Genomic DNA, 25,785 nt, shown 5'->3' with positions numbered 1-25,785 from the left:
CCACAGTTTCGTCACCGCCAACATAGGCGACCGGCGGGGCGGCTGTCCGCATCCCGCGCGACCGAAGTTTGGCAGCAGGCAGGTCAGTTCTTGGTCACGGTCGCGGTCGTGACGTCGACGCCCTTCTTCGGGGCACCGTCGGACGCGCTCTGGCCACCGGCGGCCACACCCGACTTCGCGACGTCCTTGACCGCCGTGAGCCCGGCCGCGTCCAGCGTGCCGAACGGCGTGTACGACGGCGGGAGCTTGCTGTCCTTGTAGACGAGGAAGAACTGGCTGCCGCCGGTGTGCGCCTGGCCCGTGTTCGCCATCGCGACGGTCCCGGCCGGGTACGTCACCGAGCCGTCCTTGCCGGCCTTGCCGAGCGCCTTCAGGTTCTCGTCCGGGATCGTGTAGCCCGGACCGCCCGCGCCGGTGCCCTCGGGGTCGCCGCACTGGAGGACGTAGATGCCCTCGGTGGTGAGGCGGTGGCACTTCGTCTTGTCGAAGAAGCCCTTGTCGGCGAGGTACTTGAACGAGTTGACCGTGTGCGGCGTCTTGGCCGCGTCCATGGCGATCGCCATGGCGCCGCGGTTCGTCTTCAGCGTGAAGGTGTACTTCGCCTTCTTGTCGACGGTCATCTTCGGCTCGGGCTTCTCCGACGCGGAGGCGCTCGGGCTCGGGCTCGCGCTCGCGTCGGCGCCGGCCGTGCTCGACTTGTCGTCGCTCTTGAAGGCTCCGGCGGCATACGCGGCGCCCGACCCCAGGACGGCCACCGCGAGCACCGAGGCGATCACGATGTTGCGGGTGCGCGCCTTGCTGCGCGCGGCCTCGCGCCGCTGCTGCTGGCGCAGGAACTTCTCCCGGGCGAGCTGACGCTGCCGCTGATCCTTGCTGACCACCGGGTGTTCTCCTCGTACGTCTCGTGACCTTGTGTGCGGGCCGTCTGATGGTGCCCCGTACCGTATATGGGTTCGCTGTGGAATCGGCAGCGCCGGTAGGCTCTGATCTGCCGCATTCCCTTGTTACGACGACATACGAAGGACGATCGTGCTGATTGCCGGGTTCCCCGCAGGGGCCTGGGGCACCAATTGTTATCTGGTCGCCCCCGCCGCGGGTGAGGAGTGCGTGATCATCGACCCCGGCCACCAGGCCACCGAAGGCGTCGAGGAAGCGCTCAGGAAGCACCGGCTCAAGCCGGTCGCGGTCGTTCTCACGCACGGGCACATCGACCACGTCGCCTCGGTCGTCCCGGTCTGCGGAGCGCACGACGTGCCGGCGTGGATCCACCCCGAGGACCGCTACATGATGAGCGACCCGGAGAAGGCCCTCGGCCGCTCGATCGGGATGCCGCTCATGGGCGAGCTGACCGTGGGGGAGCCCGACGACGTACGGGAGCTGAGCGACGGCGCCGCGCTGAGGCTCGCCGGACTCGACTTCTCCGTCGCGCACGCGCCCGGCCATACCAAGGGGTCGGTGACGTTCCGGATGCCCGAGGCGTCGGACATCCCGTCCGTCTTCTTCTCGGGCGACCTGTTGTTCGCCGGCTCCATCGGACGCACCGACCTTCCCGGCGGCTCCATGGACGACATGCTCGAATCGCTGGCCCGCGTGTGCCTGCCGCTCGACGACTCGACCGTGGTCCTGTCCGGACACGGCTCCCAGACGACCATCGGCCAGGAGCGCGCCACCAACCCGTATCTGCGGCAGGTGGCCGCCACCGGCCAGGGGGACTCGCCCAAGGCCCCCCGACGAGGAATGTGAAGAGACAGTTTCCGTGAGCACCTTTCAGGCCCCCAAGGGCACGTACGACCTGCTGCCGCCGGTCTCCGCGACGTACCTCGCGGTGCGCGACGCGATCTCCACGCCGCTGCGCAACTCCGGCTACGGCTACGTCGAGACGCCCGGCTTCGAGAACGTCGAACTGTTCGCACGCGGTGTCGGTGAGTCCACCGACATCGTGACCAAGGAGATGTACGCGTTCGAGACCAAGGGCGGCGACAGGCTCGCCCTGCGCCCCGAGGGCACCGCCTCCGTGCTGCGCGCGGCTCTGGAGGCCAACCTGCACAAGGCGGGCAACCTCCCGGTCAAGCTCTGGTACTCGGGCTCGTACTACCGCTACGAGCGCCCCCAGAAGGGCCGCTACCGCCACTTCTCGCAGGTCGGTGCCGAGGCGATCGGTGCCGAGGACCCGGCCCTGGACGCCGAGTTGATCATCCTGGCCGACCAGGCGTACCGCTCGCTCGGCCTGCGCGACTTCCGCATCCTGCTGAACTCGCTGGGCGACAAGGAGTGCCGTCCCGTCTACCGGGCCGCGCTCCAGGAGTTCCTGCGCGGGCTCGACCTCGACGAGGAGACGCTGCGCCGCGCGGACATCAACCCGCTGCGCGTCCTCGACGACAAGCGGCCGGACGTCCAGAAGCAGCTCGTCGGCGCGCCCTCGCTGCGCGACTACCTGTGCGACGCGTGCAAGGCGTACCACGAGCAGGTGCGTGAACTGCTCGTCGCCGAGGGCGTTGTTTTCGAGGACGACGAGAAGCTGGTCCGCGGCCTCGACTACTACACCCGTACGACCTTCGAGTTCGTCCACGACGGTCTCGGTTCGCAGTCCGCGGTGGGCGGCGGTGGCCGCTACGACGGTCTCTCCGAGATGATCGGCGGCCCCTCGCTGCCGTCGGTCGGCTGGGCGCTCGGCGTGGACCGCACGGTCCTGGCCCTGGAGGCGGAGGGCGTGGAGCTTCGGCTCCCGTCCACCACGAGCGTGTTCGCGGTGCCGCTCGGCGACGAGGCGCGCCGAGTCCTGTTCTCCAAGGTGACCGAGCTGCGCCGGGCGGGCGTCTCCGCGGACTTCTCGTTCGGCGGCAAGGGCCTCAAGGGCGCCATGAAGAACGCCAACCGCAGCGGCGCGCGCTTCACGCTCGTCGCCGGTGAGCGGGATCTCGCCGAGGGGGTCGTGCAGCTCAAGGACATGGAGTCCGGCGAGCAGGTGGGCGTGCCGGTGGACGAGGTCGTCGAGGTGCTCCGCGCCAGGCTGGGCTGAGGCTCCGGCCGGTCGCGCGGCTCCCCGCACGGGGACGGAACCGCGCGACCGGCCGAACACCGCGGGGCCCGCGGGCGTACCTCCTTATGTCCATCGAACGGTGGACACCTGGGTGCGTACGGCAGAATGACCGTGCCCAAGGCCCCCTCAGCGACGGATCGGCGTGATGAGCAAGACGACGACAGCAAGCGACAGCCTGTCCCGCGACGCCGGGAGCGACGACAGCCCTCGGACCGTCGGCGGGAGCCGAGCGTTCGGGCTGCTGCTGGTGATCACCGGAGCGGCGGGGCTGCTCGCCGCGTGGGTCATCACGCTCGACAAGTTCAAGATCCTCGAATACAAGGTCGAGGGGAAGACCTTCACGCCGGGGTGCAGCATCAACCCGGTCATCTCCTGCGGCAGCATCATGGAGAGCAAGCAGGCCGCCGCCTTCGGCTTCCCGAACCCGATGCTCGGCCTCGTCTGCTACGGCATCGTGATCTGCGTCGGCATGAGCCTGCTGGCCCGCGCCCGCTTCCCGCGCTGGTACTGGCTCACCTTCAACGCGGGCTGCCTGTTCGGCGTCGGCTTCGTGACCTGGCTGATGTTCCAGTCCCTGTACCGGATCAACGCGCTGTGCCTGTGGTGCTGCCTGGCCTGGGTCGCCACGATCCTGATGTTCTGGTACGTCACGTCGTTCAACATCCGCAACGACTTCCTGCCGGTGCCCCGCCCCGTCAAGACGTTCTTCGAGGACTTCACCTGGGCGCTGCCGGTCGTGCACATCGGCATCATCGCCGTACTGATCTTCACGCGCTGGGGCGACGCCCTCTGGGCGTGACCTGCGCCCGCGGCGTTGTCAGTGGCGTGACTTAGGGTTTTGGGCGTGGAACCCGATCTGTTCACCGCCGCAGCCGAAGAACGCCAGGAGAAGGACCCGTCCGCGAGCCCCCTGGCCGTACGGATGCGCCCCCGCACCCTCGACGAGGTGGTGGGCCAGCAGCACCTCCTGAAGCCGGGAGCGCCGCTGCGCCGCCTCGTCGGCGAGGGCGCCTCCGGCCCGGCGGGTGTCTCGTCGGTGATCCTGTGGGGCCCGCCCGGCATCGGAAAGACGACTCTCGCCTACGTGGTCTCCAAGGCCACGAACAAGCGGTTCGTGGAGCTGTCCGCGATCACCGCGGGCGTCAAGGAAGTACGCGCCGTCATCGAGGGCGCCCGCCGCGCGCTTGGCGGTCACGGCAAGGACACCGTCCTCTTCCTCGACGAGATCCACCGCTTCAGCAAGGCCCAGCAGGACTCCCTGCTGCCCGCGGTGGAGAACCGCTGGGTGACGCTGATCGCGGCGACGACGGAGAACCCGTACTTCTCGGTGATCTCTCCGCTGCTGTCCCGCTCCCTGCTCCTCACCCTCGAACCGCTCACGGACGACGACCTGCGGAGCCTGCTCGCGCGGGCGCTCACCGAGGAGCGCGGCCTGGACGGCGCGCTGGGGCTCGACACGGACGCCGAGGAGCACCTGCTGCGGGTGGCCGGCGGCGACGCCCGCCGGGCCCTCACCGCCCTGGAGGCGGCGGCCGGAGCGGCCTTCGACAAGGGCGAGGAGTCCATCAGCCTCGAAAGCGTCGAGGAGTCGGTCAACCGCGCGGCGGTCACGTACGACCGTGACGGCGACCAGCACTACGACGTGGCGAGCGCCCTCATCAAGTCCATCCGGGGCTCGGACGTCGACGCGGCCCTGCACTACCTGGCCCGCATGATCGAGGCCGGTGAGGACCCGCGCTTCATCGCGCGCCGACTGATGATCTCCGCGAGCGAGGACATCGGCCTCGCCGACCCCACGGCCCTGCCCACGGCGGTCGCCGCCGCCCAGGCCGTCGCGATGATCGGCTTCCCGGAGGCCGCGCTGACCCTCAGCCACGCGACGATCGCCCTCGCCCTGGCCCCGAAGTCGAACGCGGCGACGACGGCGATCGGCGCCGCCATGGAGGACGTCCGCAAGGGCCTCGCCGGTGCGGTCCCGGCCCATCTGCGCGACGGCCACTACAAGGGCGCCGCCAAGCTCGGCCACGCGCAGGGGTACGTGTACCCGCACGACGTCCCCGGTGGCATCGCGGCGCAGCAGTACGCGCCGGACGCGATCGCCGGGCGCCGCTACTACGAGCCGACGCGGTACGGGGCGGAGGCGCGGTACGCGGATGTGGTGGAGCGGGTCCGCGAGCGGCTGCGCGGCGACGGGGGCGCGTGAGCGTCCGCCCGCCCCGCTGGTGTCTCGCCGGCGGCCGCGGGTCGCGTCGTGGCCGGTCGCGCAGTTCCCCGCGTCCCTGTGGGAGCGGCGCTCAGCCTTCGTCCGGCTCCGAGACTCGACGGGCGCTCCCCACGCCGCGGGCCTACGCTCACCGCATGGGCGCGCCGCACGCGACACACATCGCCGGGGCCCTGCTCGTCATGGCCGTCGCGGCGTGCACCCCGCCCCAGCTGGACCGCGCAGCGCCCCGGAGCACCGGCAGCACCGCGCCCCCGCGGGCCCTCGCCGGCAAGGGATTCCCGCCGGACGCCGCCACCGCCCGCGACCAGCTCGCCGCCCTCACCGTCGCCCGGGGCAAGAACTGGCAGACGTACCGGCGCAGCGCGTTCGGCGACGGATGGAGCGACGACGTGGACGCCCCGGGCGGGCGCAACGGCTGCGACACCCGGGACGACGTCCTGCGCCGCGACCTCAGCGACCTGCGCGAGGGCGACCGCAACCCGTGCGTGGTGATCTCCGGCACGCTCCACGACCCGTACACCGGCAAGGACCTGCCGTACTCCTACCGCCGCGCGTCGCAGATCCAGAGCGACCACGTCGTGGCCCTCGGCGCCGCCTGGCGCGCCGGGGCCTGGGCCTGGACACCTCGGAAGCGGCTCACGTACGCCAATGACCTGGACGTGCTGCTCGCCGCCGACAAGACGGCCAACTACGAGAAGAGCAGCTGGACGCCCGACCGGTGGAAGCCGCCGAACCGGGGCTTCTGGTGCGAGTACGGCCGCCGCTGGACCGGGATCAAGCACAAGTACGCGCTCACCGTCACGGCCCCCGAGAAACTGGCGCTCCAGGACCTGCTGGCGACCTGCCCCCGATAGATCCGGTAGACTTCCGCGAGTGCTGTGATCCGTGCCCGGTGTCCCGAAAGGGAGACAGGGCGTCACCAGAGCGGATCATTCAGCCGGATCCCCCGAACCGCAAGGCACAGGGGATCCAGGAGCGTCGCGCACCTTCGAAGGTGTCGCGGGCAGCCCACCACCCTCCCGGTTCCCGGGAATCGGTCGGTGGGCCACTCGCGTGCTGCACGTATGTGCCCAGATCCGGGAGCGGCTGCCTCTCCATCCTCGCGATGGACGGGTTTCCCGGGCTGCGGATGCGACCTCCCAAACCCTGGTGAAGCCGTATTCGCATCAGAAATATGAGGTGTTTGGTTCATGGCGAACCAGTCCCGCCCCAAGGTCAAGAAGTCGCGTGCCCTCGGCATCGCGCTGACCCCGAAGGCCGTCAAGTACTTCGAGGCCCGCCCCTACCCGCCGGGCGAGCACGGCCGTGGCCGCAAGCAGAACTCGGACTACAAGGTCCGTCTGCTCGAGAAGCAGCGTCTGCGCGCGCAGTACGACATCAGCGAGAAGCAGATGGCCCGTGCCTACGACCGCGCCAAGAAGGCCGAAGGCAAGACCGGCGAGGCCCTGGTCATCGAGCTCGAGCGTCGTCTGGACGCGCTGCTGCTGCGTTCGGGCATCGCCCGCACGATCTACCAGTCGCGCCAGATGGTCGTCCACGGCCACATCGAGGTCAACGGCCAGAAGGTCGACAAGCCCTCGTTCCGTGTCCGTCCCGACGACGTCGTGATGGTCCGCGAGCGCAGCCGCGAGAAGCCGCTGTTCCAGGTCGCGCGTGAGGGTGGCTTCGCCCCCGAGGGCGAGACCCCGCGTTACCTCCAGGTGAACCTGAAGGCCCTGGCCTTCCGTCTGGACCGTGACCCGAACCGCAAGGAGATCCCCGTGATCTGCGACGAGCAGCTCGTCGTCGAGTACTACGCCCGCTGATCTCCCTCACCGGAGTCTCCTTCACCGGAGAGCGGACGTAGTCTCACCTGCGTTTCAGCCCGTCGTCTCCCCGCCCTTGCGGGTGGGGGAGGCGGCGGGTTCGCGTTTTCCCGCCGCACTCGGCCGGGCCGCCCGCGGGACCTTCGCCACGTGCTGCCGCTCGCCGCGGCCCAGCGCGCGGGCCACGGCCTCGTCGTGCCCCAACCGCTCGCCGGTGCGCGCCAGTTCGTCGAAGCGGGCGTCGCCCAGATCCTCCCGGGCCCGCTCCTCGCACCGCTCGTGCGGCACGCTGTAGTAGCCCGAGCCGAACAGCGGCAGCCCCACCGAGGGCCAGATCCGGCCCGCCGCGCCCTGAAGCACCGCGGCCTCCGCCGCGTCGCCCTCCACGGTCGTCACCAGCGCGAGCAGCTCGACGGCCAGGACCGTGCCCAGCAGATCGTGGAACTGGTGCCCGATCACCAGGCACTCCTCAAGGAGCTTGCGCGCCCGCGCGAGATCGCCGTCGGCCCACGCCGCGTAGGCGAGGACATAGAGCGCGTACGCCCGGGTCCAGCGCTCCCCGTGGTCCTCGCACACCTGCCGCACGTCCTCGCACAGCGCCACGGCCTCCGTCAGATCGCCCTGGAACGCGACGGCCATCGCCAGCTCCACCTGCCCCATCAGCACATTGCTGTTCAGCTCGCCGATCTCGCGGTAGCGGGCGAGGGCGTCGCGCAGCAGCTGCTCGGCGCGCGGCATGTCGTCCGTGACCAGGGCCAGACAGCCGGTGCGGTGCACGGCGTACGCCAGTGCCGTCGGGTTCGCGGTGCGCTCCGCCTCGTCGTGGCACTCCTGGAGCGCGGCGAGCGCGGGCACGGCGTCGCCCTGGAGGATCGCCACGTAACCGAGCACCCACAGCGCCTTGAGCCGGGAGTCCGCGTACTCGCCGGGTTCGCCCGCGAGGTCCCGGTCCAGGTCGACGCTGCGGTCCAGCCAGTGGCGGCCCTCCGCGAGGCGCCCGCAGCCCGCCCAGTAGAACCACAGCGTCCCCGCCAGGTACTGGCCCAGATGCGCCTCTCCCGGTTCGGTGAGGCAGTACTCCAGGGCCGCTCGCAGATTCGGCAGCTCCGCGTCGATCCGGGCCGCCACCTCGGCCTGCCGCGCGGAGAACCAGTCCAGCTCGCACCAGGTGGCGAGCCCCATGTACCAGTCGCGGTGCCGGCGCCGCATCCGGTCCGTGTCGCCGACACTGTCCAGCCACTCCGCCCCGTACGCCCGGACCGTGTCCAGCATGCGGTAGCGGACCCCGGCGGCCGACTCCTCGCGGATCACCACGGACTGCGCGAGCAGTTCGTGCAGCACGTCCAGGACCTGCTCCGTGTGCAGACCCTGGCCGCCGCAGATGTACTCGGCCGCCTCCAGGTCGAACTGGCCGGAGAAGACCGAGAGGCGCGCCCACAGCAGCCGCTCCTGCGCCGTGCACAGCTCATGGCTCCAGCCGATCGCCGTCCGCAGCGTCTGATGGCGCGGCAGCGCGTCCCGGACCCCGCCCTTGAGCAGCCGGAACCGGTCGTCGAGCCGCTCCATCAGCTGGGCGGGCGACAGGGCCCGCAGCCGCGCCGCCGCCAGCTCCACCGCGAGCGGCAGCCCGTCCAGGCGCCGGCACACCTCCAGGACGTCCACCAGGTTGTCGCCGCTCAGCCGGAAGCCGGGCAGCAGCGCCGCCGCCCGGTCCGCGAACAGCTCGGCCGCGTCGGCGACCGGCAGCGGCGCGAGCGGGAACAGGCGCTCACCGTCGAGCCGCAGCGGCCTGCGGCCCACCGCGACGACCCGCAGACCCGGCGCCGCGCGCAGCAGGTCCCGTACGAGAGGGGCGCACGCGTCGACGACGTGCTCGAACCCGTCGAGGACGAGCAGGAGTTGACGCTCGGCGAGATGGTCCACCAGGACCCGGCGCGGCGGGCGCGTGGTGTGGTCGGTGAGGTCGAGCGCCTCGACGAGCGTGTGCTCGACGAGTTCCGGCTGGCGCACCGTCGACAGGTCCACCCGCCACACGCCGTCCCGTCGCAGATCGGCGGGCACCTGTGCGACGGCGTGCGCCGCGAAGCGTGACTTGCCCACGCCACCCGCCCCGGTCACGGTGAGCAGACGGGCGGAGCCGAGCGCGCCGACCAGTTCGGCGACCTCGGCGGCACGACCGACGAAACGGTTCAGTTCGTGGGGGAGGTTGCCGGGCCGCGGGGGGCCGGTCCGGACGTCGTGGGGGTCGTCGGGGCGCAAAGAGCGTCGCATGAGGTACGGAGCGTACTCATCCGTACGCAGTCCGTACAATCGCTCCGGTCGAAGTGCGCCCGCGCGCGAGCAGAATGCGGTAAGAAGCGCGGGGCGGGGCGCGATAGGGTCGGAGGACGACTTTTTCGATGGTCGACAAGCGGTGAACAGGCAAGCAAGAACGGCAAGAACAGGGAGCGGTGCCAAGTGTCCGGTGGAGAGGTGGCCGGGATCCTGGTGGCTGTCTTCTGGGCGATCCTGGTCTCCTTCCTCGCGGTGGCGCTCGCGAGGCTGGCCCAGACGCTCAGGGCGACCACCAAGCTCGTCGCGGACGTGACCGAGCAGGCCGTCCCGCTCCTGGCCGACGCCTCCGACGCCGTGCGCTCCGCGCAGACCCAGATCGACCGCGTCGACGCCATCGCGTCGGACGTCCAGGAAGTCACGTCGAACGCCTCGGCGCTCTCCTCCACCGTGGCCTCCACCTTCGGCGGCCCCCTGGTCAAGGTGGCCGCGTTCGGCTACGGCGTGCGCCGGGCCATCGGTGGCCGGGGCAAGGACGTGCCCGCCAAGCAGACCCGTCGTACCGTGATCGTGGGCCGCGCGGTCCCGCAGTCGCGCCGCGCGAAGCGGAACGGCCGGGCCGACCGGAATAAGAGGGACTGAACCCAGCGATGTTCCGCCGTACGTTCTGGTTCACCGCGGGCGCAGCCGCCGGCGTATGGGCCACCACCAAGGTCAACCGCAAGCTCAAGCAGCTGACGCCGGAGAGCCTCGCCGCCCAGGCCGCCACCAAGGCGGTCGAAGCGGGCCACAAGCTCAAGGACTTCGCCCTCGACGTCCGCGACAACATGGCGGAGCGCGAGGCCCAACTCGGCGACGCGCTGGGCCTGAACGGGGCGGTGGATCCCGAACTCCCCGCACCGCGCCGCCTCGCGGCCGTCGAGAGCGCCTTCACCGCGAAGCACCCCGAGAACACCAAGCAACCCACGTACATCGAGTACAACAACCGGAATGAGGACCACTGATGGAGTCGGCTGAAATCCGTCGCCGCTGGCTGAGCTTCTTCGAGGAGCGTGGCCACAAGGTCGTGCCCTCGGCGTCGCTCATCGCGGACGACCCGACTCTGCTGCTCGTCCCCGCGGGCATGGTCCCGTTCAAGCCGTACTTCCTCGGCGAGGTCAAGCCGCCCGCGCCGCGAGCCACCTCGGTGCAGAAGTGCGTGCGCACGCCGGACATCGAAGAGGTCGGCAAGACGACCCGCCACGGCACGTTCTTCCAGATGTGCGGCAACTTCTCCTTCGGCGACTACTTCAAGGAAGGCGCCATCAAGTACGCCTGGGAGCTGCTCACCAGCTCCGTGGCGGACGGTGGCTACGGCCTGGAGCCGGAGAAGCTCTGGATCACCGTGTACCTGGACGACGACGAGGCCGAGCGCATCTGGCACGAGGTCGTCGGCGTCCCGAAGGAGCGCATCCAGCGCCTGGGCAAGAAGGACAACTTCTGGTCCATGGGCGTCCCGGGCCCCTGCGGTCCCTGCTCCGAGATCAACTACGACCGCGGCCCGGAGTTCGGCGCCGAGGGCGGCCCCGCCGTCAACGACGAGCGGTACGTGGAGATCTGGAACCTGGTCTTCATGCAGTACGAGCGCGGCCAGGGCATCGGCAAGGAGGACTTCGAGATCCTCGGCGACCTGCCGTCGAAGAACATCGACACGGGTCTCGGCCTCGAGCGTCTCGCGATGATCCTCCAGGGCGTACAGAACATGTACGAGACGGACACCCTGCGCGTCGTCATCGACAAGGCCACCGAGCTGACCGGTGTCCGCTACGGCGCCCAGCACGACTCGGACGTCTCGCTGCGCGTCGTCGCCGACCACATGCGGACGTCGACGATGCTCATCGGCGACGGCGTCACGCCCGGCAACGAGGGCCGCGGCTACGTGCTGCGCCGCATCATGCGCCGCGCCATCCGCAACATGCGCCTCATGGGCGCCACCGGTCCCGTCGTGCAGGAGCTGCTCGACGTCGTGATCGACACGATGGGCCTCCAGTACCCGGAGCTGATCTCCGACCGCAAGCGCATCGAGACGGTCGCGCTCGCCGAGGAGGCCGCGTTCCTCAAGGCCCTCAAGGGCGGCACGAACATCCTGGACACCGCCGTCACCGAGACGAAGGCCGCCGGCAAGTCGGTCCTCGCCGGTGACAAGGCGTTCCTGCTCCACGACACGTGGGGCTTCCCGATCGACCTCACCCTGGAGATGGCCGCCGAGCAGGGCCTGTCCGTGGACGAGGACGGCTTCCGGCGCCTGATGAAGGAGCAGCGGGAGCGCGCCAAGGCGGACGCCCAGGCCAAGAAGACCGGTCACGCCAACGTCGGCGCGTACCGCGAGATCGCGGACGCCGCGGGTGCCACCGACTTCATCGGCTACACCTCGACGGACAGCGAGTCCCGTGTCGTCGGCCTGCTGGTCAACGGCGTCTCCTCGCCCGCCGCCACCGAGGGCGACGAGGTCGAGGTCGTCCTCGACCGCACCCCCTTCTACGCCGAGGGCGGCGGCCAGATCGGCGACACCGGCCGCATCAAGCTGGACAACGGCGCGGTCGTCGAGGTCCGCGACTGCCAGAAGCCGGTCCCCGGCGTCTACGTCCACAAGGGCGTCGTCCAGGTCGGCGAGGTCACGGTCGGCGCCCCGGCCCAGGCGATCATCGACGTCACCCGGCGCCGCGCCATCGCCCGCGCCCACTCCGCCACGCACCTCACGCACCAGGCGCTGCGCGACGCGCTCGGCCCGACGGCCGCGCAGGCCGGTTCGGAGAACCAGCCGGGCCGCTTCCGCTTCGACTTCGGTTCGCCGTCCGCCGTGCCCACGGCCGTGATGACGGACGTCGAGCAGAAGATCAACGAGGTCCTGGCGCGCGAGCTCGACGTGCAGGCCGAGGTCATGTCGATCGACGACGCCAAGAAGCAGGGCGCCATCGCCGAGTTCGGCGAGAAGTACGGCGAGCGCGTCCGCGTCGTCACCATCGGCGACTTCTCCAAGGAGCTGTGCGGCGGCACGCACGTGCACAACACCGCCCAGCTCGGCCTGGTGAAGCTGCTCGGCGAGTCGTCCATCGGCTCGGGCGTGCGCCGTATCGAGGCCCTGGTCGGCGTCGACGCGTACAACTTCCTCGCCAAGGAGCACACGGTCGTCGCCCAGCTCCAGGAGCTGGTCAAGGGCCGCGCCGAGGAGCTGCCCGAGAAGATCTCGTCGATGCTCGGCAAGCTCAAGGACGCCGAGAAGGAGATCGAGAAGTTCCGCGCGGAGAAGGTCCTCCAGGCCGCCGCCGGTCTCGCCGACTCCGCCAAGGACGTACGCGGCGTCGCCCTGGTCACCGGCCAGGTGCCGGACGGCACGGGCGCCGACGACCTGCGCAAGCTGGTCCTCGACGTGCGGGGCCGCATCCAGGGCGGCCGCGCCGCCGTGGTCGCGCTCTTCACGACGGTCAACGGCAAGCCGCTCACGGTCATCGCGACGAACGACGCGGCCCGCGACCGCGGTCTCAAGGCCGGTGACCTGGTCCGCACCGCGGCCAAGACCCTCGGCGGCGGTGGCGGCGGCAAGCCGGACGTCGCGCAGGGCGGCGGCCAGAACCCGGCCGCCATCGGCGACGCCATCGACGCGGTCGAGCGCCTGGTCTCCGAGACGGCCAACTGATGCGCAGAGGCCGCCGGTTGGCGATCGACGTCGGGGACGCCCGGATCGGGGTCGCGTCCTGCGACCCCGACGGGATCCTCGCGACGCCGGTGGAGACCGTGCCGGGACGCGATGTCCCGGCCGCCCACCGGCGGCTGAAGCAGCTCGTCGAGGAGTACGAACCGATCGAGGTCGTCGTCGGACTCCCTCGCTCCCTCAAGGGGGGCGAGGGTCCGGCCGCCGTCAAGGTCCGCGGCTTCGCCCAGGAGCTCGCCCGGGGCATCGCGCCCGTGCCGGTGAGGCTCGTGGACGAGAGGATGACCACAGTGACGGCCAGTCAGGGCCTGCGCGCCAGCGGCGTTAAGTCCAAAAAGGGCCGGTCTGTCATCGACCAGGCGGCCGCCGTCATCATCCTTCAGCAGGCCCTGGAGTCCGAACGGGCGTCAGGTAATTCACCGGGCGAGGGCGTCGAAGTGGTCATCTGATCGCGATACGGTAACGTTCCGCGCGACCGGTGGCGTTCGAACAGCCGCCGCACAGCATCAAGAGGCGGAACGGTTGCCCTCCCGATCGGACACGGGCTCTGCCCCGCCTCGCGGCTTGTAGGGGACCGATGACTGAGTATGGCCGGGGCCAAGGCTCCGAACCGTGGCACCCTCAGGACCCGTTGTACGGGGACCAGGGGTGGGGGCAGCAGGCCGAGCACGGCCAGCCTGCCTACGGCGGCCAGGGGCAGTACGACCCGCAGCAGCCGCAGCAGGCCTACAGCGGTGACTGGGGCACGGGTCAGCAGCCCGGCTACGGGCAGGATCCGGGCCACGGTTACGGGCAGGACCCCGGCCACGGCCAGGACCCCGGCTACGGGCAGCAGTCGTACGGCGGACAGCAGGGCCAGGGCTGGGACAACACCGGCGCGCACGGTCAGGTCCCCTACGGCTCCGACCCCATGGACCCGTACAACACCGGCCAGAACGCCGCGTACGGCGGCGAACAGCCGGACTACTACAACACCCCCGGCGCCTATCCGCCGCCGGAGCCGCCCGGCCGTCGCCGTGCGCCCGAGCCGGAGCAGACGGAGTGGGACGCGGGCCCCGACCAGGGCGAACACGCGTTCTTCGGCGGTGGCGGCGACGAGGACGACGATGACGAGGGCCGGGGCGGCCGTCGGGGCCGCGGCGGCAAGAAACCGAAGAAACGTCGCAGTGGCTGCGCGTGCCTCGTGCTCACGGTGATCTTCGCGGGCGGTGTCGGCGGGGTCGGGTACTTCGGTTACCAGTTCTACCAGGATCGTTTCGGCGCGGCGCCGGACTACGCGGGTGCGGGCAACGGTGAGACCGTCACCGTCGTCATCGACAAGGGCGCCGACGGCTACACCATCGGCCAGCGGCTCAAGGCCGCCGGCGTCGTACAGAGCGTCGACGCCTTCGTGGCCGCGCAGTCGTCTAACCCCGACGGCAAGTCGATCCAGGCCGGCGCCTACGTGCTCCAGAAGGAGATGTCCGCGTCGAGCGCGGTGGATCTCCTACTCAGTCCGAAGAGCCGCGCCAACCTCACCATCCCCGAGGGCACGCGCAACGCCGCGATCTACAAGCTCATCGACGCCAAGCTGAAGGTGCCCGAGGGCACCACGGCCGACGTGGCGAAGAAGGAGTACAAGAACCTCGGCCTGCCCGACTGGGCCGAGAAGCACGCCAACCTGAAGGACCCGCTCGAAGGCTTCCTCTACCCGTCGAGCTACGCGGCCGCCAAGGGCATGAAGCCCGAAGCCGTCCTGAAGGACATGGTCGAGCGTGCCGACGACAAGTACGAGGAACTCGACCTCGGGTCCAGGGCGAAGAGCCTGGGCCTCGACGGGCCGTGGCAGCTGCTCACCGTCGCCAGCCTCGCGCAGGCCGAGGGCACCAGCCACGACGACTTCCGCAAGATGGCCGAGGTCGTCTACAACCGCCTCAAGCCGGGCAACGCGCAGACCAACGGCATGCTGGAGTTCGACTCCACGTACAACTACGTGAAGGGCCAGAGCAAGATCGATCTGGGCCTCTCGGAGCTGCGCAAGTACGACAACCCTTACAACACGTACTACTACAAGGGCCTGCCGCCCGGTCCGATCGGCAACCCCGGCGAGGAAGCCCTCAAGGGCGCCCTCGATCCGACGGACGACGGCTGGTACTACTTCATCTCGATGGACGGCAAGACCAGCAAGTTCACCAAGACCAACGCCGAACACCAGAAGCTGGTCGACGAGTGGAACGCGTCGAGGAACAACGACTGATGGCACACAAGCGCAGGGCGGCCGTACTCGGGTCGCCCATCGCCCACTCCCTCTCGCCCCAACTGCACACGGCCGCCTACGCGGCGCTGGGGCTCGACGGCGACTGGACCTACGACCGGTTCGACGTCGACGAGGACGCGCTGCCCGGGTTCTTCGCCGGACTCGGGCCCGAGTGGGCCGGGCTCTCGCTGACGATGCCGCTCAAGCGGGCGGTGATCCCGCTGCTCGACGGGATCACGGACACCGCGGCGTCCGTCGAGACCGTGAACACCGTGGTGTTCCACGCCGACGGGCGCAGGACCGGCGACAACACCGACATCCCCGGGCTCGTCGCCGCGCTGCACGAGCGCGGTGTCGAGAAGGTCGAGTCCGCGGCGATCCTCGGCGCGGGCGCCACCGCGTCCTCGGCGCTCGCCGCCCTCGCACGGGTCTGCACCGGCGAGGTCGTCGCGTACGTACGCAGCGAGCGGCGGGCCGACGAGATGCGGGGCTGGGGCGAGCGACTCGGTGTGCCCGTGCGCACGGCGAGCTGGTCCGACGCGGCGGGGGCCTTCGAGGCTCCGCTGGTGATCTCGACGACGCCCAAGGGCGGTACCGACCACCTGGTCGCCGAGGTGCCCGCGCGGGTGGGCACGCTCTTCGACGTGGTCTACGACCCCTGGCCGACGCCGCTCGCCGCGGCCTGGCAGGCGCGGAGCGGCCCGGTGCTCAGTGGCCTCGACCTGCTCGTGCACCAGGCGGTCTTCCAGTTCGAGCAGTTCACCGGCGACACGCGGCCGGTGCTCGCCGCGATGCGCGCGGCGGGTCTCGCGGCGCTCTGAGCGCACGTCCCGCGTGTTCCCCGTCTCACCGCACGTCCGCACACCGGACAGCGCGACGGCCGCCCCGCGCGGCATGGGAGGATCAGGGGATACACGGTGGGCCGGGCCGCGCACCCGTAGCCGCGCCCGCCGAGCCGTACAGAGCGCGAGCATGAGGAGCACCGTTGAGCAGGTTGCGCTGGCTGACCGCGGGGGAGTCGCACGGCCCCGCACTCGTCGCGACGCTGGAGGGACTTCCCGCCGGCGTTCCGATCACCACGGAGATGGTGGCGGACCACCTGGCCCGGCGGCGCCTCGGCTATGGCCGCGGGGCGCGGATGAAGTTCGAGCAGGACAAGGTCACCTTCCTGGGTGGCGTGCGGCACGGCCTGACGATGGGTTCCCCGGTCGCGGTCATGGTGGGCAACACCGAGTGGCCGAAGTGGGAGCAGGTCATGTCGGCCGACCCCGTCGACCCCGAGATCCTCGACGGCCTCGCCCGCAACGCGCCGCTGACCCGGCCGCGGCCCGGTCACGCCGACCTGGCGGGCATGCAGAAGTACGGGTTCGACGAGGCGCGACCGGTCCTGGAGCGGGCCTCGGCCCGTGAGACGGCCGCCCGCGTGGCGCTGGGCGCGATCGCGCGGTCGTACCTGAAGGAGACCGCCGGGATCGAGATCGTCTCCCACGTCGTCGAGCTGTGCTCGGTGAAGGCGCCGCAGGGCGTGTACCCGACGCCGGCCGACGTGGAGAAGCTCGACGCCGACCCGCTGCGCTGCCTGGACGCGGACGCGTCGAAGCAGATGGTGGCCGAGGTCGACCAGGCCCACAAGGACGGCGACACGCTGGGCGGCGTCGTCGAGGTGCTCGCCTACGGCGTGCCGGTGGGCCTCGGCTCGCACGTGCACTGGGACCGCAAGCTCGACGCCCGTCTCGCCGGCGCCCTCATGGGCATCCAGGCGATCAAGGGAGTCGAGATCGGTGACGGCTTCGAGCTGGCCCGGGTGCCGGGCTCGCAGGCGCACGACGAGATCGTGAACACCCCCGAGGGCATCCGCCGCGTCTCCGGGCGCGCGGGCGGCACCGAGGGCGGGCTCACCACGGGTGAGCTGCTGCGGGTGCGGGCCGCGATGAAGCCGATCGCGACCGTGCCGCGCGCGCTCAAGACGGTCGACGTGACGACGGGCGAGGCGGCGCAGGCGCACCACCAGCGCTCGGACGTCTCCGCCGTTCCGGCCGCGGGCATCGTGGCCGAGGCCATGGTCGCGCTGGTCCTCGCGGACGCCGTGGCCGAGAAGTTCGGTGGCGACAGCGTGCCGGAGACCCGGCGCAACGTCACCTCGTACCTCGACAACCTCCAGATCCGGTGAGCGGCGGACCGGAAGTCGTCCTCGTAGGCCCGATGGGCGTGGGCAAGTCGACCGTGGGCGAACTGCTCGCGGAGCGTCTCGGCTGCGCGTTCCGGGACACCGACGGCGACATCGTCACCGCGCAGGGCCGGACGATCGCGGACATCTTCGTCGACGAGGGCGAGGCGCACTTCCGCGCCCTGGAGAAGGCCGCCGTCGCCGCCGCGATCGCCGAGCACGAGGGCGTCCTCGCGCTCGGCGGCGGCGCGATCCTCGACGCCGACACCCGCGCACTGCTCGCCGGTCACCACGTCGTCTACCTGTCGATGGACGTCGAGGAGGCCGCCAAGCGGACCGGTCTGAACGCCGCGCGGCCGCTGCTGGCCGTCAACCCCCGTAAGCAGTGGCGGGAGTTGATGGACGCGCGCCGGCATCTGTACACCGAGGTCGCCCGGGTGGTCGTCGCCACCGACGGCCGCACCCCCGACGAGGTCGCCCAAGCCGTCCTCGACGCACTGGAGTTGAAGCAGGCATGAGCGAGAACGTCACGCGCATCCAGGTCGGCGGCACCGCCGGCACCGACCCGTACGAGGTCCTGGTGGGGCGTCAACTCCTGGGCGAACTGGGCGCGTTGATCGGCGACCGGGTGAAGCGGGTCGCCGTCGTGCACCCCGAGGCCCTCGCCGAGACCGGCGAGGCGCTCCGTGCCGACCTCGCCGACCAGGGCTACGAGGCCATCGCCATCCAGATCCCGAACGCGGAGGAGGCGAAGACCGCCGAGGTCGCCGCCTACTGCTGGAAGGCGCTCGGGCAGTCGAACTTCACGCGCTCCGACGTCATCGTCGGTGTGGGCGGCGGCGCCAGCACGGACGTCGCCGGGTTCGTCGCGGCGACCTGGCTGCGCGGCGTGCGCTGGATCGCCGTCCCGACCACCGTGCTCGCCATGGTGGACGCGGCCGTCGGCGGCAAGACCGGCATCAACACCGCCGAGGGCAAGAACCTCGTCGGCGCCTTCCACCCGCCGGCCGGCGTCCTGTGCGACCTGGCCGCCCTCGACTCGCTCCCGGTCCACGACTACGTGTCCGGGCTCGCCGAGATCATCAAGGCCGGCTTCATCGCCGACCCGCGGATCCTGGAGCTGATCGAGGAGGACCCGCAGGCGGCCCGCACGCCCGCGGGGCCGCACACCGCGGAGCTCATCGAACGGTCCATCAAGGTCAAGGCCGAGGTGGTCTCCGGCGACCTGAAGGAAGCCGGACTGCGCGAGATCCTCAACTACGGGCACACCCTCGGCCACGCCATCGAGAAGAACGAGCGCTACAAGTGGCGGCACGGCGCGGCCGTCTCCGTCGGCATGCACTTCGCCGCCGAACTGGGCCGCCTCGCAGGGCGGTTGGACGACGCGACCGCCGACCGGCACCGCGCCGTCCTGGAGTCCGTCGGTCTCCCGCTGAGCTACCGCTACGACCAGTGGCCCAAGCTCCTGGAGAACATGAAGGTCGACAAGAAGTCACGCGGCGACCTGCTGCGCTTCATCGTGCTCGACGGCCTCGGCAAGCCGACCGTCCTGGAGGGTCCCGACCCGGCCGTCCTCCTCGCCGCCTACGGTGAAGTGGCCGAATAGCACCGCTCGTTCAGCTTCGGGCACTTTGCGACCTCCCCGGCCGTTCACACAACGTCGGCCGGGGACGGTACCGTTCGGTAGCGCCCTGTTCGTCGGCGCCCCAGCGACGGTTGTACGAGACGGAGTGGCACCGGATGCAGCACGCAGTGGGGTCTCCGCTGCCACCGCCCCATCAGCCCGGGCACGGCCCTGGCACCCCGTGGACGGCAGCGCACCAGGCGCAGCAGCCCCCGGGCGCACCGGGTTTCAACGGCGCACCGCACCACCCCCGGTCTCGCCGCACGCGCCCCCGCGTCCGGCGCGTGACACCACGGGTCATGTGCAGCTCCCGCCCGGCGGCCCCGTCGCCGTGCCGAGCCCGCCGCACGCGCAGGCCCCCGCCGACCCGACCGCGACCACCCTCGCGGTGCTGCTCATCGGCCCGGCCGGCGCCGGCAAGACGAGCGTCGCCAAGTTCTGGGCGGAGCGCCGCCGCGTCCCGACGGCCCACATCAGCCTCGACGACGTACGCGAATGGGTCCGCTCCGGATTCGCCGACCCGCAGACGGGGTGGAACGACAACAGCGAGGCCCAGTACCGCCTGGCCCGCCGCACCTGCGGCTTCGCCGCCCGCAACTTCCTGGCGAACGGGATCTCCTGCATCCTCGACGACGCCGTCTTCCCCGACCGGCCCGTCGTCGGGCTCGGCGGCTGGAAGCGGCACGTCGGCCCCGGGCTGCTCCCCGTGGTCCTGCTCCCCGGGCTCGAGGTCGTCCTCGAACGCAACGCGCAGCGCAGCGGCAACCGCCGCCTCACCGACGAGGAAGTCGCCCGGATCCACGGCCGCATGGCGGGCTGGTACGGCTCGGGGCTGCCCATCATCGACAACTCGGGCCTCGACGTGCCCGGCACCGCGCAGGTCCTCGACGAGGTCCTCGCCCGCGCCATCGCCAGCCCACCCCAGTGGTGACCGCACCCCGGGGAACGAACGCCCCGACGCCCGTCCGGACGCGCTGAACCGGCCGGTTCCCGCGCCCGCTCGTACGCTCGGCCTCATGTCAGAGGTGTACGCGGCCCGCCGGGACCGGCTCAGAGAGCGCGCGACAGCGGGTGGCAGCGCGGCCGCCCTCGTGTCGCGGTCCGCCAATGTCCGCTATCTCGCCGGCGCGGCGCCGCCCGGCGCGGTCCTGCTACTGGGCCGGGAGATCGGCGGCAGCGGCGACGTCCTGCTGTGCGCGCGTCCGCCCAGCGGCCAGACCGACGAGGGCCGGGCCGACGAGGAGCTGCGGTGCAGCTGCTCGCCGGGTCCGCCGGTGATCCGGCCGTGGCCGCCGCCGACGTGGCCGCGGCCCAGGGCATCGACTCGCTCGCCGTCGAGGAGCACCACCTGACGGTGGCCCGCCACCGCCAGCTCGGCTCCGTCGCGCCACGGCTGCGCCTCACCGACCTGAACAAGGCCGTCGAGCAGCTGCGGCTCGTCAAGGACGAGGAGGAGATCTCCTGCCTCAGGATCGCGGCCGAGATCGCCGACCAGGCACTCGGTGAGCTCCTGGAGTCGATCCTCGTCGGCCGGACCGAGCGGCATCTCGCCCTGGAGCTGGAACGTCGACTTGTCGACCATGGTGCCGACGGGCCCGCCTTCCCGACGTCGGTGGGAACGGGACCGAACTCCGGACGATCCGCGCACCGGCCCAGCGACCGCCGGGTCGAGGAGGGCGACTTCCTGTCCGTGTGTCTGGGCGCCACCTATCGCGGATACCGCAGCGAGATCGGTCGCACCTTCGTCATCGGGACCTCGCCCGCGGACTGGCAGATCGAGCTCTACGACCTTGTCTTCGCAGCTCAGCGGGCCGGTCGGGAGGCCCTGGTGCCCGGTGCCGAGTGCCGTGAGGTGGACCGGGCCGCCCGCCACGTACTGGACTCCGCGGGGTACGGTGACGGGCTCGCCCAGCTGACCGGACACGGGGTGGGACTCGAAATCGACGAGGACCCGCAGCTCGCCCCCGCGGCCATGGGTAAACTTGACGCTTGTGTGCCGGTCACCGTCGAACCGGGGGTCCACCTCCCGGGCCGGGGCGGTGTCCGGATCGATGACACGCTCGTCGTCCGCCCAGAGGCGGACGGCGGACCCGAGCTACTCACCATCACGACCAAGGAGCTGCTCGCGCTCTAGCCTTCGGGCTGCTCGCGTGCCCCCGGGGTCGTCCACGTCAGTCCAGGAGATTCCGCAACCGTGGCTTCCACGAACGACCTCAAGAACGGCCTGGTGCTCAAGCTCGAAGGCGGCCAGCTCTGGTCCGTCGTCGAGTTCCAGCACGTCAAGCCCGGCAAGGGCCCGGCCTTCGTGCGCACCAAGCTGAAGAACGTGCTCTCCGGCAAGGTCGTCGACAAGACGTTCAACGCCGGCGTCAAGGTCGAGACGGCCACGATCGACAAGCGCGACATGCAGTTCTCCTACATGGACGGCGAGTACTTCGTCTTCATGGACATGGAGACCTACGACCAGCTGCACGTCGACAAGAAGGCGGTCGGCGACGCCGCCAACTTCCTGATCGAGGGCTTCAACGCCTCCGTCGCGCAGCACGAGGGCTCGGTGCTCTTCGTCGAGCTGCCGGCCGCCGTCGAGCTCGTCATCCAGGAGACCGAGCCGGGTGTCCAGGGCGACCGCTCCACCGGTGGCACCAAGCCCGCCACGCTGGAGACCGGCCACCAGATCCAGGTGCCGCTCTTCATCACCACGGGCGAGAAGATCAAGGTCGACACCCGTGACAGCAGCTACCTCGGCCGGGTGAACAGCTAACCGTGGCTGCCCGTAATACGGCCCGTAAGCGCGCCTTCCAGATCCTCTTCGAGGCCGACCAGCGCGGCGAGTCCGTCGATGTCGTCCTCGCGGACTGGATCCGGCACTCCCGCAGCGACACGCGCCAGCCGCCCGTCAGCGAGTACACGATGGAGCTCGTCGAGGGGTACGCCACCAAGGTGCGCCGTATCGACGACCTCATCTCGCAGTACGCCGTCGGCTGGACCCTCGACCGGATGCCGGTCGTGGACCGCAACATCGTGCGGATCGGCGCCTATGAGCTGGTCTGGGTCGACGGGACCCCGGACGCCGTGGTGATCGACGAGGCCGTCTCGCTGGCCAAGGAGTTCTCCACCGACGATTCACCGGCGTTCATCAACGGACTTCTGGCCCGCTTCAAGGACCTGAAGCCCTCGCTGCGCCGCGACGAGGCCTGAGCTTCTCGCCCACAGCACCTTCGCAGGCCCGAAGCAGAACATGAACATTGTTCTGCTTCGGGCCTGGTGCGTTCCCGGGGATCATGACTAGGTTCTGGCCATGTCCCCAACAGGTCTCCCGTCGAGGGTGCGGATCGGCTACGGCCTCGGCTCCTTCGCCACCGGCACCTTCGGCACCGTCCCCGGCCTGCTGCTGCTCTACTACCTCACCGACGTCCTCGGGGTGAGCGCGGGCATCGCCGGCCTGCTCGTCTTCCTGCCCAAAGCGTGGGACGTCCTGCTCAACCCGTGGATAGGCAGCCTCTCCGACCGCAGCACCGGCGCCCGCCTCGGCCCGCGCCGCTCCTGGATGCTGCTCGGGGCGCTCACCCTGCCCCTCTGCTTCGCCGCCATGTTCGCGGCGCCCGCGGGCCTCGAAGGCGGGGCCGCCGCCGCGTACGTCGCCGTGCTCTTCCTGCTCACGGCCTCCGCGTACGCCTGCTTCCAGGTGCCGTACGTGGCCCTGCCCGCGGAACTCACCGCCGATCCCGACGAGCGCGCCCGCGTCATGTCCTGGCGGGTGGCCTTCCTCGGGGTCGCGATCCTGCTGTCCGGGGCGCTCGCGCCGCTGCTCGCCGGGGCCGACGGCGACGACCGGGGGAGTGCGGGCGGATACCGGCTGATGGGCGTGGTCGTCGGCGCGATCCTCGCCGTGGGGATGTGCGCCGCCGTCGTCGCGACCGCCGGCGCGAAGAGCGCCGTACGGACCACGAGCGAGCCGAGCCTGCGCGCGCAACTGCGCGCCGCCCGCGGCAACGCCCCCTTCGCCTGGCTGCTCGGCGCCTTCGTCGTACAGGCCGCCGCGACCGGCCTGATGCTCGCGGGCACCCAGTACTTCGCCACGTACATCCTCGACCGGCCGTCCGCCACGACCTGGCTGTTCGCCTGCCTCATCGTCCCGTCCCTCCTCGCGATGCCGCTCTGGCTCGCCGTCGGACGCCGCACGGGCAAGCGCAACGCGGCGGTCGGGGCGTCGCTGTGTTTCCTGGCCGGGGCGCTGGGCGCGGCGGCGGGCCGGGAGCTGCCGCCCTCGCTCGTGTACGTCGCCGTGGCCCTGGCCGGTGTCGGGTACGCGGGCATGCAGATGCTGCCGATGGCGATGCTGGGCGACGCGATCGCCGCCGACGCCTACCGGAGCGGGCGGCGCAGGGCCGGCGTCTTCACCGGACTGTGGACCGCGGGCGAGACGCTCGGCCTCGCCCTCGGGCCCGGCCTGTTCGGGCTCGTGCTCGCCCTCGGCGACTTCGTGTCCTCCGACGCCGACGAGCGGGTCGCCCAGCCGGGCTCGGCGCTCACCGCGATCGTCGTCGGCTTCGGCGCCCTGCCGGCGCTGCTCCTTGTCCTGAGCATTCCGTTGCTGGCCCGCTACCGCCTCACCGAGGCCGAGCTGGTCCGGCTGCGCCACGAGTCCACCGAGCGAGACGAGGAATCCGTATGACGACCGACGACCCGATCCTCCAGCGGCTGGCCGCCCTGCGCGCCGGCGATCTGCCCGTACGCGGCGGACGCACGATGGCCTATGTGTACGACTCCGGGCTCGACGGGCTCGAAGAACTGGCGAGCGCCGCGCAGGCCGCCTTCGCGGGGGTCAACGGGCTCGACATGACCGCGTTCCCGAGCGTCGTGGAGCTGGAGAACGACCTGGTGCGCAGGGCGACCGCACTTCTCGGCGGCACCGCGGGGACCTTCACCAGCGGCGGTACCGAGAGCTGCCTCCTCGCCGTCCTCACGGCACGTCGGCACGCGCGCGCCGTCCGGGGTGTGACCGAGCCCGAGCTGGTCCTGCCCGAGACCGCGCACGCCGCGTTCCACAAGGCCGCCGAACTCTTCGGCCTCCGGGTCGTGTCCGTGCCCGTGGACCCGGTCACCTTCAAGGCGGATCCCGAAGCCATGGGCGCCGCGCTCACCGACCGCACCGCGCTCGTCGTGGTCTCCGCGCCCTCCTACGCGCACGGCGTCATCGACCCGGTGCGCGAGGTGGCGGCCGAGGCGGCGCGGCGCGGGGTGCTCTGCCACGTCGACGCGTGCATCGGGGGGTGGTATCTCGGCCATCTGCGGACGAGCACCGAGGCTTTTGCCCAGGACGCGCCGGAGATACCGGAGTTCGACCTGAACGTGCCCGGTGTCACGTCCCTCTCCGTCGATCTCCACAAGTACGCGTACACGGCGAAGGGCGCCTCGCTCCTGCTCTTCCGGGACGCCGAGCTGCGCCGCCACGGCTGGTTCGCGCACGCGTCCTGGCCCGGCTACCCCGTCGTCAACTCCACCCTCCAGGGCACCAAGTCGGCCGGACCGCTCGCGGCGGCCTGGGCGGTGACGGAGCGCGTCGGCTCCGAGGGTTACGCGGCGCTGTCGACGCGCGTACACCGGGCGACCCACACCCTCGCCGACGGCGTCCGGCGGATCGAGGGGCTGCGCCTGCTCGCCCGCCCCGAGGCGTCGCTGCTCGCCGTCGCCTCCGACGACCCGGACCTCGACGTCTTCGTCGTGGCGGACGAGATGCGGGGGAGCGGCTGGTACCTCCAGCCGCAGCCGGCGTTCGGCTCCTCCCCGGCGAACCTGCATCTGACGGTGACCGCGGCCGTCGCCGGCGAGGAGACCGTACGGCTGCTGCTCGCCGAACTGGAGAAGGCGGTGGGGCGGGCGCGCGAGGCCGGGCCGGTGCGGGTCGACCCGGCGATCGTGGAGGCCGCCGCCGGGCTCGATCCCGACGCGCTGACGCCGGAAGAGGTCGAGGTGGCCCTGGCCCTCGCGGGCGTCGGCGAGGGCGGCCGGCTGCCCGAGCGGATGGCACCGGTGCTCGCGGTTCTCCAGGCACTGCCGCCGCGACTGAGCGAACGGCTGTTGCCCGAGGTCATCGGGCGGCTCTACCAGACGTGAGTCGTCACCGGGGAACGCCGAAGGGGTGGAGCCGGACGGCTCCACCCCTTCGGCTGTGACGTTTCTTCGCTACAAGCTCGCTCAGACCTCTTCGTGCGCCACCGCACGCCGCGCGTCCGCGTCCAGCACGCCCCAGCTGATCAGCTGCTCGGTGAGGACCGACGGCGACTGGTCGTAGATGACCGCGAGGGTGCGCAGGTCGTCCTGGCGGATCGACAGCACCTTGCCGTTGTAGTCACCGCGCTGCGACTGGATCGTCGCCGCGTAGCGCTGCAACGGGCCCGCCTTCTCCGGCGGCACGTGGGCCAGGCGCTCCAGGTCGAGCACGAGCTTCGGCGGCGGCTCGGCGGCCCCGCCCGGGGTGGTGCCCGGCAGCAGCTCCTGCACCGGCACGCCGTAGAAGTCCGCCAGCTCGGCAAGGCGCTGCACGGTCACGGCACGGTCACCGCGCTCGTACGACCCGACCACGACCGCCTTCCAGCGTCCCTGGGACTTCTCCTCGACGCCGTGGAGGGAAAGGCCCTGCTGGGTGCGGATCGCACGGAGCTTCGCCCCGAGCTGTTTGGCGTATTCGCTGGACATATAGCTCCCCGGACACTGCATCACTGTG

Annotated in this window: 22 protein-coding genes and 2 pseudogenes; 21 read left to right on the top strand and 3 right to left on the bottom strand. The window is 71.1% G+C overall.

Going from position 1 to position 25,785, the window contains the following annotated elements; all coding sequences use genetic code 11:
* Positions 1 to 83: 83 nt before the first annotated feature.
* Positions 84 to 881 (bottom strand): peptidylprolyl isomerase, encoded by a 798-nt coding sequence (locus V2W30_RS06715; protein ID WP_338694444.1) that lies wholly within the window; start codon positions 879 to 881, stop codon positions 84 to 86.
* A 148-nt stretch (positions 882 to 1,029) separates the two neighbouring features.
* Here V2W30_RS06715 and V2W30_RS06710 point away from each other — a divergent pair, with 148 nt between their 5' ends.
* From V2W30_RS06710 to rpsD, 6 genes are all read left to right on the top strand, one after another.
* A complete protein-coding gene (locus V2W30_RS06710) occupies positions 1,030 to 1,743 on the top strand; it encodes an MBL fold metallo-hydrolase (protein ID WP_338694442.1) in 714 nt (237 codons plus the stop codon).
* Between the two features lie 13 nt (positions 1,744 to 1,756).
* Entirely contained in the window at positions 1,757 to 3,019 is a 1,263-nt protein-coding gene (gene hisS / locus V2W30_RS06705) for a histidine--tRNA ligase (protein ID WP_338694440.1), read from the top strand.
* A gap of 166 nt (positions 3,020 to 3,185) precedes the next feature.
* Entirely contained in the window at positions 3,186 to 3,839 is a 654-nt protein-coding gene (locus V2W30_RS06700) for a vitamin K epoxide reductase family protein (protein WP_338694438.1), read from the top strand.
* Between the two features lie 45 nt (positions 3,840 to 3,884).
* On the top strand, positions 3,885 to 5,243 hold the full coding sequence (locus V2W30_RS06695; RefSeq protein WP_338694436.1) for a replication-associated recombination protein A: 1,359 nt from the start codon (positions 3,885 to 3,887) through the stop codon (positions 5,241 to 5,243).
* A 155-nt stretch (positions 5,244 to 5,398) separates the two neighbouring features.
* The gene (locus tag V2W30_RS06690; RefSeq protein ID WP_338694434.1) at positions 5,399 to 6,118 is read left to right on the top strand and encodes an HNH endonuclease family protein; all 720 of its coding nucleotides are present in this window, start codon (positions 5,399 to 5,401) and stop codon (positions 6,116 to 6,118) included.
* A gap of 336 nt (positions 6,119 to 6,454) precedes the next feature.
* Positions 6,455 to 7,069: a 30S ribosomal protein S4 gene (gene rpsD, locus V2W30_RS06685; protein ID WP_018534860.1), complete on the top strand. Its 615-nt coding sequence runs from the start codon at positions 6,455 to 6,457 to the stop codon at positions 7,067 to 7,069.
* Positions 7,070 to 7,123: 54 nt separating this feature from the next.
* Here the strand turns inward: rpsD and V2W30_RS06680 are convergent, their stop codons facing one another.
* Positions 7,124 to 9,340, bottom strand: a complete 2,217-nt coding sequence (locus V2W30_RS06680; protein ID WP_338694431.1) for an ATP-binding protein — start codon at positions 9,338 to 9,340, stop codon at positions 7,124 to 7,126.
* Between the two features lie 186 nt (positions 9,341 to 9,526).
* Between V2W30_RS06680 and V2W30_RS06675 the strand changes: the two genes are divergently transcribed.
* From V2W30_RS06675 to V2W30_RS06605, 15 genes and pseudogenes are all read left to right on the top strand, one after another.
* Positions 9,527 to 9,982, top strand: a complete 456-nt coding sequence (locus V2W30_RS06675; protein ID WP_338694429.1) for a DUF948 domain-containing protein — start codon at positions 9,527 to 9,529, stop codon at positions 9,980 to 9,982.
* A gap of 8 nt (positions 9,983 to 9,990) precedes the next feature.
* Complete coding sequence (locus V2W30_RS06670; RefSeq protein ID WP_338694427.1) at positions 9,991 to 10,344, top strand: DUF6167 family protein; 354 nt, start codon at positions 9,991 to 9,993, stop codon at positions 10,342 to 10,344.
* Positions 10,344 to 13,016: an alanine--tRNA ligase gene (gene alaS, locus V2W30_RS06665; RefSeq protein ID WP_338694425.1), complete on the top strand. Its 2,673-nt coding sequence runs from the start codon at positions 10,344 to 10,346 to the stop codon at positions 13,014 to 13,016. Before V2W30_RS06670 ends, alaS begins: the two co-directional genes overlap by 1 nt.
* Positions 13,016 to 13,480: a Holliday junction resolvase RuvX gene (gene ruvX, locus V2W30_RS06660; protein ID WP_338694423.1), complete on the top strand. Its 465-nt coding sequence runs from the start codon at positions 13,016 to 13,018 to the stop codon at positions 13,478 to 13,480. The genes alaS and ruvX overlap by 1 nt, the downstream gene beginning before the upstream one ends.
* A gap of 128 nt (positions 13,481 to 13,608) precedes the next feature.
* Positions 13,609 to 15,267 (top strand): endolytic transglycosylase MltG, encoded by a 1,659-nt coding sequence (gene mltG, locus V2W30_RS06655; RefSeq protein ID WP_338694421.1) that lies wholly within the window; start codon positions 13,609 to 13,611, stop codon positions 15,265 to 15,267.
* Entirely contained in the window at positions 15,267 to 16,088 is an 822-nt protein-coding gene (locus V2W30_RS06650) for a shikimate dehydrogenase (RefSeq protein ID WP_338694420.1), read from the top strand. Before mltG ends, V2W30_RS06650 begins: the two co-directional genes overlap by 1 nt.
* A gap of 164 nt (positions 16,089 to 16,252) precedes the next feature.
* Complete coding sequence (gene aroC / locus V2W30_RS06645) at positions 16,253 to 17,437, top strand: chorismate synthase (RefSeq protein WP_338694419.1); 1,185 nt, start codon at positions 16,253 to 16,255, stop codon at positions 17,435 to 17,437.
* Positions 17,434 to 17,952 (top strand): shikimate kinase, encoded by a 519-nt coding sequence (locus V2W30_RS06640; RefSeq protein WP_338694417.1) that lies wholly within the window; start codon positions 17,434 to 17,436, stop codon positions 17,950 to 17,952. The genes aroC and V2W30_RS06640 overlap by 4 nt, the downstream gene beginning before the upstream one ends.
* The gene (gene aroB / locus V2W30_RS06635; RefSeq protein WP_338694416.1) at positions 17,949 to 19,040 is read left to right on the top strand and encodes a 3-dehydroquinate synthase; all 1,092 of its coding nucleotides are present in this window, start codon (positions 17,949 to 17,951) and stop codon (positions 19,038 to 19,040) included. Before V2W30_RS06640 ends, aroB begins: the two co-directional genes overlap by 4 nt.
* A gap of 134 nt (positions 19,041 to 19,174) precedes the next feature.
* Positions 19,175 to 19,989: pseudogene (locus tag V2W30_RS06630) on the top strand (Pro-rich N-terminal domain-containing protein).
* Between the two features lie 85 nt (positions 19,990 to 20,074).
* Positions 20,075 to 21,192, top strand: a pseudogene (locus tag V2W30_RS06625) (aminopeptidase P family protein).
* A 60-nt stretch (positions 21,193 to 21,252) separates the two neighbouring features.
* Positions 21,253 to 21,819 (top strand): elongation factor P, encoded by a 567-nt coding sequence (gene efp, locus V2W30_RS06620; protein WP_338694415.1) that lies wholly within the window; start codon positions 21,253 to 21,255, stop codon positions 21,817 to 21,819.
* A 2-nt stretch (positions 21,820 to 21,821) separates the two neighbouring features.
* Positions 21,822 to 22,256: a transcription antitermination factor NusB gene (gene nusB / locus V2W30_RS06615; RefSeq protein ID WP_338694413.1), complete on the top strand. Its 435-nt coding sequence runs from the start codon at positions 21,822 to 21,824 to the stop codon at positions 22,254 to 22,256.
* A 100-nt stretch (positions 22,257 to 22,356) separates the two neighbouring features.
* A complete protein-coding gene (locus V2W30_RS06610) occupies positions 22,357 to 23,733 on the top strand; it encodes an MFS transporter (protein WP_338694412.1) in 1,377 nt (458 codons plus the stop codon).
* The gene (locus V2W30_RS06605) at positions 23,730 to 25,175 is read left to right on the top strand and encodes a pyridoxal phosphate-dependent decarboxylase family protein (RefSeq protein WP_338694410.1); all 1,446 of its coding nucleotides are present in this window, start codon (positions 23,730 to 23,732) and stop codon (positions 25,173 to 25,175) included. Before V2W30_RS06610 ends, V2W30_RS06605 begins: the two co-directional genes overlap by 4 nt.
* Positions 25,176 to 25,256: 81 nt before the next feature.
* Here V2W30_RS06605 and bldD read toward each other — a convergent pair whose 3' ends face one another.
* Positions 25,257 to 25,757: a transcriptional regulator BldD gene (gene bldD / locus V2W30_RS06600; protein ID WP_338694408.1), complete on the bottom strand. Its 501-nt coding sequence runs from the start codon at positions 25,755 to 25,757 to the stop codon at positions 25,257 to 25,259.
* Between the last annotated feature and the right edge of the window lie 28 nt (positions 25,758 to 25,785).

Source organism: Streptomyces sp. Q6 (assembly GCF_036967205.1).
GTDB classification, from domain to species: Bacteria; Actinomycetota; Actinomycetes; order Streptomycetales; family Streptomycetaceae; genus Streptomyces; species Streptomyces citrinus.
This window is presented reverse-complemented; position numbering and strand designations above follow the sequence as displayed.

What these genes read in the sequence shown, in the direction of transcription:
- V2W30_RS06605 (WP_338694410.1), top strand. Translation starts at nt 23,730, where the DNA reads ATGACGACCGACGACCCGATCCTCCAGCGGCTGGCCGCCCTGCGCGCC.
- mltG (WP_338694421.1), top strand. Translation starts at nt 13,609, where the DNA reads ATGACTGAGTATGGCCGGGGCCAAGGCTCCGAACCGTGGCACCCTCAG.
- bldD (WP_338694408.1), bottom strand. Translation starts at nt 25,757, where the DNA reads ATGTCCAGCGAATACGCCAAACAGCTCGGGGCGAAGCTCCGTGCGATC.
- V2W30_RS06650 (WP_338694420.1), top strand. Translation starts at nt 15,267, where the DNA reads ATGGCACACAAGCGCAGGGCGGCCGTACTCGGGTCGCCCATCGCCCAC.
- V2W30_RS06670 (WP_338694427.1), top strand. Translation starts at nt 9,991, where the DNA reads ATGTTCCGCCGTACGTTCTGGTTCACCGCGGGCGCAGCCGCCGGCGTA.
- V2W30_RS06700 (WP_338694438.1), top strand. Translation starts at nt 3,186, where the DNA reads ATGAGCAAGACGACGACAGCAAGCGACAGCCTGTCCCGCGACGCCGGG.
- alaS (WP_338694425.1), top strand. Translation starts at nt 10,344, where the DNA reads ATGGAGTCGGCTGAAATCCGTCGCCGCTGGCTGAGCTTCTTCGAGGAG.
- V2W30_RS06680 (WP_338694431.1), bottom strand. Translation starts at nt 9,340, where the DNA reads ATGCGACGCTCTTTGCGCCCCGACGACCCCCACGACGTCCGGACCGGC.
- aroB (WP_338694416.1), top strand. Translation starts at nt 17,949, where the DNA reads ATGAGCGAGAACGTCACGCGCATCCAGGTCGGCGGCACCGCCGGCACC.
- V2W30_RS06690 (WP_338694434.1), top strand. Translation starts at nt 5,399, where the DNA reads ATGGGCGCGCCGCACGCGACACACATCGCCGGGGCCCTGCTCGTCATG.
- rpsD (WP_018534860.1), top strand. Translation starts at nt 6,455, where the DNA reads ATGGCGAACCAGTCCCGCCCCAAGGTCAAGAAGTCGCGTGCCCTCGGC.
- ruvX (WP_338694423.1), top strand. Translation starts at nt 13,016, where the DNA reads ATGCGCAGAGGCCGCCGGTTGGCGATCGACGTCGGGGACGCCCGGATC.
- V2W30_RS06610 (WP_338694412.1), top strand. Translation starts at nt 22,357, where the DNA reads ATGTCCCCAACAGGTCTCCCGTCGAGGGTGCGGATCGGCTACGGCCTC.